Source organism: Erysipelothrix aquatica, assembly GCF_009828775.2.
GTDB classification, from domain to species: domain Bacteria; phylum Bacillota_I; class Bacilli_A; order Erysipelotrichales; family Erysipelotrichaceae; genus Erysipelothrix; species Erysipelothrix aquatica.
Genome location: NZ_WTSY02000053.1, coordinates 1 through 5,379 on the forward strand (window position 1 = coordinate 1; position 5,379 = coordinate 5,379).

At 36.4% G+C, this 5,379-nt stretch carries 6 protein-coding genes; 3 read left to right on the forward strand and 3 right to left on the reverse strand.

The features are described 5' to 3' along the window. Positions 1–78: 78 nt before the first annotated feature. Together GVV20_RS10040 and GVV20_RS10045 are read left to right on the forward strand one after the other, a co-directional pair. Positions 79–1,104, forward strand: a complete 1,026-nt coding sequence (locus tag GVV20_RS10040; RefSeq protein WP_159741146.1) for an alpha/beta hydrolase — start codon at positions 79–81, stop codon at positions 1,102–1,104. A gap of 175 nt (positions 1,105–1,279) precedes the next feature. Beyond that, on the forward strand, positions 1,280–1,810 hold the full coding sequence (locus tag GVV20_RS10045; RefSeq protein WP_159741147.1) for a GrpB family protein: 531 nt from the start codon (positions 1,280–1,282) through the stop codon (positions 1,808–1,810). Between the two features lie 266 nt (positions 1,811–2,076). On the opposite strand, the gene relB is transcribed toward GVV20_RS10045, so the two are convergent. After that, entirely contained in the window at positions 2,077–2,301 is a 225-nt protein-coding gene (gene relB, locus GVV20_RS10050; RefSeq protein WP_159741148.1) for a type II toxin-antitoxin system RelB family antitoxin, read from the reverse strand. 190 nt (positions 2,302–2,491) lie between these two features. Between relB and GVV20_RS10055 the strand changes: the two genes are divergently transcribed. Further along, positions 2,492–3,538 carry a hypothetical protein gene (locus GVV20_RS10055; RefSeq protein ID WP_159741149.1) on the forward strand — a complete coding sequence of 349 codons (1,047 nt, stop codon included), beginning with the start codon at positions 2,492–2,494 and terminating at the stop codon, positions 3,536–3,538. A gap of 19 nt (positions 3,539–3,557) precedes the next feature. Here the strand turns inward: GVV20_RS10055 and GVV20_RS10060 are convergent, their stop codons facing one another. Continuing rightward, positions 3,558–4,604 (reverse strand): DNA-processing protein DprA, encoded by a 1,047-nt coding sequence (locus GVV20_RS10060; protein ID WP_159741150.1) that lies wholly within the window; start codon positions 4,602–4,604, stop codon positions 3,558–3,560. Between the two features lie 18 nt (positions 4,605–4,622). After that, the gene (locus GVV20_RS10065) at positions 4,623–5,015 is read right to left on the reverse strand and encodes a hypothetical protein (protein WP_159741151.1); all 393 of its coding nucleotides are present in this window, start codon (positions 5,013–5,015) and stop codon (positions 4,623–4,625) included. Positions 5,016–5,379: the final 364 nt, after the last annotated feature.

Consider the following 5,379-nt stretch of genomic DNA (forward strand, 5'->3'; position numbering starts at 1 on the left):
ATATTGAAGTAATCAAAAGGCACTGAAGGATATTTGTTTACGTTTTATATCATGTCATTGGCATAAAGGAGATTTAACATGGAGTTCATGGATAACAAACAAAAAAAGAAACCAAAAGTTCGATACATCGTTGGGGGAATCATAATCTCAATTATACTTGCAATTTTCGTCGTGAATCAATTGACACCTTGGCCGTTTGACATGATGTTTCGCGCATTTAACAGTCAAAATAAAAATGCCATAACTCTTGGTCCTTACGAAAATGATATCGCTCACGTCGAATCCCACGAACCACTATCTATTCCTGTCGAAGGCTTCCCAGATGCCAAAATAACAATCTATGATATCCCCAATAATCAAACGAAGCCACTTGTCTTCTTTATTCATGGTGGAGGTTGGATTCTAGGTGATTCAACACAACTCGAATCATTAGGGAAGCTTATTGCATCACGTGGATATGTTGTCGCATCTTTAGACTATTCACTGGCCCCTGAGTATACTTATCCAACACCGGTTCATCAAGCTCTTGAAGCACTTAGTTATCTAAACCAAAACGCAGAATCCTACAACATTGATACAACAAATATTTTTATAGGTGGAAACTCAGCAGGCGCACAATTATCGAGTCAGATTGCCGCGATCACTACACGCCCTGATTTACAAAGCAATTTTCCGGTCACATCCTATATCGAACCGTCACAACTCAAGGGACTCTTACTTTTAAACGGAGTCTATAACTTTGATTCCGTAGGCAAAGCAGGTTTTCCAGGATTTGGTATGTTTGCGTGGAGCTATACTGGAAAGAAACACTATACAGAATATGACCGTATTCGTGAGTTATCAACCGTCTACAATATTGATGCCCACTATCCGCCTACCTTTATTACTGCCGGAGACGCTGACCCCTTAGAAGCGCAATCCTTTGAATTCGATCTAAAATTACGCGACAACAACATCCCAGTTACAAGTGTCTATTGGACAGGAAGTCACGAAAATCTGAATCATGATTACTTCTTTGACCTCAGTAAAAAGCCATCGCAAGAGATGTTTGAAACGATGATGATATTCATGCAGCAAAACCTTTCTAAAACAAACACTCACTAATACCACAAACAAACGATGTCGTTAGAGACTACACAATTTTCTAATGACATCGTTTTAGATGACACTATTATCAATTGCATGATTCTATCAAAACAAGATATAATGATGTAATCGAATTAATGATAGAAAGGCGATTACCCATTAATTCAGAGACACTACCGATAAGGAGATCTTTATGAATATAATTATTGAACCATATAATAAACAATGGCCTGTTGACTATGAACTGGAGTCTTTCAAAATCAAACAATTTGTGGAAGACAATTTGGTTCAAATTTACCACATTGGAAGTACTTCCGTACCCCAACTCGCTGCTAAACCCATCATTGATATTTTGCTTGTTGTATCCGACTTGGATGCTTTGGACTCGAAGCAAACAGATTTTGAAAAGTTAGGGTATGAGGTAATGGGCGAATTTGGTATGCCTGGACGACGCTACTATCGCAAAGGCGGCGATAATCGTACACATCAGATTCATGCATTCCACGTCTCTAATCTTTATGATATTGAACGTCATCTGATTTTTAGAGACTACCTTCGAAAGCATAAAAATGATCGTGATGCTTATGGCGAATTAAAGACACAATTGGCATTACAGTTTCCAAATGATATTGACTCATATGGCGACGGAAAAGACGATCTTGTCAAAGCAATTGAACATCGTGCACTTCAATGGTATTATCGGGATGTTCGTACGGGTAAATAGCCTAAGTACACCGCGCTTCACTTAAAGAAAACCGCCCTTTTCGGGGCGGTTTTTATATGATAGATTTTAGATGAAATAAATAGCACTCAAAAATTGAATCAACGTCTGTTTTGAACACAGTAGATTGGATTTTCTTCTAAATAAAATCGATAAATAATAATTGGTAAATAGTAACTGTTTGTTTATCAGATTAAAATTTCAATTTATTCAATATATGTATTTATTAGTGTGAAAGATATCAGAGATACGTTCTCTTAAAAAATCTTCTACTCCCCATTCTCGTCCATCAAATCTTCAAGTGATGTCGCTTCTTTTCCTTTTTCTAAATAGTCTTGAAACGCACTATCACTCATTTCATTGTCATATGCATCTTCAATTCTTGCCATTACAGTTTCTTTGATATATGCACTGACGGTCATGCCATTTCGACTTGCATATTTTTCGATCAATTCTTTCTCTTTAGCGGTTGTTTTAACTTCGATAACAATCATTTCGCTACCTCTTTCTATGTCTATTTGCGTCTTAATCACGCTCTATATAAACTTTCGAGGCACTATGCCTTCATTAAATTTTATGAATCCGTTCAATATTCAATCTATGAGTCCTTCGTTCTAACATATTTTGCAGGCCTCTTTATACTCGTGTACAATATTTATAGCAAAAGCATTAAGGAGCTCGCAAATGAAAAAAACCTTAGACTTTCAAATCGAAGATTCCATCAATTGTTTAAACTTTATAAATCCCGAACTTGCAATTCTATTTACAACATCCGGACAGATTCTTCTCTATAATACTACAACACATACACGAATAAATGTTATGACCAATCCTGGTTTTCGAAAGTATACGTGTGGAAATTTGGATAGCTCGCAGCCAGCAACAATCCATGTACACGACGAGATATTTGTCATTGCAAATGATTTTGGTGACGTTGCACGCGTTGTAAACATCCGTAAAAAGTATATCTATGATTTTCAAAGGGGTGACTATCAGCTGCAGCATTGTAAATATCCTATTGTCCTTTTCAACCGTAAACAGAAATGCTATATCGGGACAACTACAGCCTGGAACTCAATGCATATTATAGATTTGCAGGAAATCGAAAATCTATTCGATGCGAATATGGGAACTGATGCAATGCAACAACTACCCCTAGATGTGAACAATGATGAATATGACTATTTTTGGGGTCAATTGAGCATTTCTTCTGATAATCAGTACATTTTGAGTCGTGGTTGGGATTGGGGCTCTATCGATTCATTAAAAGTCTTTGATGTCGAAATGTATCCAAATGCTCCCATAGAAGCAGAAACTCGTATTGGTACAATGCTTGAACATTTGAATAGACCGGCATGCTTTATCGACAAAAAAAATGTTGCATTCTTATACCGTGAAAAGGAAGAAGGCTGGATTGACGTTCAATCACCTACAAATCAAGACGAAATACACATTTATTCACATTCCGGACAATTTATCGAAAAAATTACCTTAGATAGAGAAGTATATTCACTCGAATCAGAAATGATTTACATTGATCAACAATTTGTCTTCTACTCTTCAAGCCACATCCAGTACTACTCAAAACTTGGAGCACACTTATCATGTACTGTTATAAATTCAAATAAAATATATAGCAGCATTTTACATGCAATTGTTTCGTCCTTAGATCAGTCCGTAACGATATATCCAATTGAATACGTCAATCCCAATGAGATTACGTTTGAATAATAACATTACTTCTAAATAGTTACATATTTTCAAATTTTATTTGTTGAAATTGGGTCATATCTTCAAATGTTTCGGCATCTAAACTATTTCTAGATTCTTTAACCAAATTGGTATAGTAACCTTGCATCTTTGACATAAACGCCTCAACTGCATTCCATTCAAAAATTGAATCCGCTAAGTTATTCCTTATATACTCAACATTTGCACTATAACGATCTTCTGATAGAAAACCCGCACCAAAATGAGGCTCATAATCAATTACCGCCAAAGGTGTGCCACTCCCCGTCGCAAACCGCATCGCCCCCCGCGTACCACTTTTGCTTTTGGCCTCCACAACAATGACACCATTACTCAAGCCTACCTGCCACTCATTACGCGCCTTCAAGTTAGAAATTAAGTCATACTCCTTCAAAGGAATTCCGGGTGGATACTCAGATACAAGGAGTCCTCCTTTAACGAGTATTTCCTCGGCAAGAACGTGATTTGCTTTTGGATAGATTTCTCCGTCCAAAGGTGTTGGTAATACAGCGATGGTTTTTCCCGATACATTGAGAGCACCTTGATGTGCAGCAGAATCACATCCGATTGCTAGACCACTTACAATGACATAGCCCTTCGAAGCAAGTCTTTCCGCGAGGCGAACGCCATACTTAAAACTGTATGAATCTGGGTGACGTGATCCTACAATCGCTACATTTTTCTCTGAATTTAGTAACGATACATTACCTTTACAAAATAATAATGCTGGTTTACTACGATTTACCATTAACCTTGCTGGGTAGTCCTTCATGTAGCAATGAATGAATTGAATTCCATTAGAAATTGCAGTATTAACGACTTGATGAGATACCTTCAAGAATTGATCCCAATCATTATCGTTCATGTCTGATTTACTGAGGTAATTCAACATATCCAGTGTTTCTAAAAACTTCACATCTACCGCTTTGACTTCCACTATTTTAACTTTGTTTCTCTGTAAAATACGGATCACCGCTTTACTTCCAATACCTTTGATTTGCTTTAAGGTAAGAATTAGAATAGCAATTGTATGTTCATACTCTGTCATAGATTTGCCTCCCTTCAACTACTCGTAATAATTCACATTAAGATCTGAGTCATCATTGAATAATACATGGTAAACAGAATCATTACTGCCCCGATTCTTAATCGTTAAGACATCGTGACTCCACGATAAAACAGTTTTTTCTGAGATAAATGATTTAAAAATTAGTCTTTTTTTCGCAACTTCAAAATCATTATCAGCACTCTGATTGTCCCAAAAAAGATTGAGAGTAAAAGAGTCTTGGGTTACGATATTCCACTCAATTTCAATGTTAAAGAAGCCTTCGCCTCTAAGGATTTTATTATGGTACTTTACAAAGCAGCGTTTACTTCCAGTCTTCGGTAAATATCCCGATTCAACTAAATCGATTACCTTAATTAGGTTCTCAGTGTTGATACTTCTAGAATAATGCATAATCCCACCCCCAGATCATTTGATGCTTAAGTAATCATAACAGCGTTTCATTACGATCAAATCATGGTAGCCCTCATTCGAACACACGCTAAACCTTTTTAGAAATTTTAGTACTAAGATGACAATTATAACATATGGTTTTATTCTAGAAAAAATTAAAAAACGCTGGTTTTAGCTACATTGGGCGTTTTAACTTTATACTAGTGCCAGTAATTTATTGCAGATATAATGAAAAGCGGTTCTACATATTCTAGTGTTGGTGAGAAATCATCAACACTTTTTAATGCTTAATTTCGAACATAATAAAAGACATAGATGACAAACACGATATACTTAGGTTACTACACTCCAAGAAAGGTGCTAG

Coding starts and splice junctions, on each gene's coding strand:
- GVV20_RS10055 (WP_159741149.1), top strand. CDS start 2,492: ATGAAAAAAACCTTAGACTTTCAAATCGAAGATTCCATCAATTGTTTA.
- GVV20_RS10045 (WP_159741147.1), top strand. CDS start 1,280: ATGAATATAATTATTGAACCATATAATAAACAATGGCCTGTTGACTAT.
- GVV20_RS10065 (WP_159741151.1), bottom strand. CDS start 5,015: ATGCATTATTCTAGAAGTATCAACACTGAGAACCTAATTAAGGTAATC.
- GVV20_RS10060 (WP_159741150.1), bottom strand. CDS start 4,604: ATGACAGAGTATGAACATACAATTGCTATTCTAATTCTTACCTTAAAG.
- GVV20_RS10040 (WP_159741146.1), top strand. CDS start 79: ATGGAGTTCATGGATAACAAACAAAAAAAGAAACCAAAAGTTCGATAC.
- relB (WP_159741148.1), bottom strand. CDS start 2,301: ATGATTGTTATCGAAGTTAAAACAACCGCTAAAGAGAAAGAATTGATC.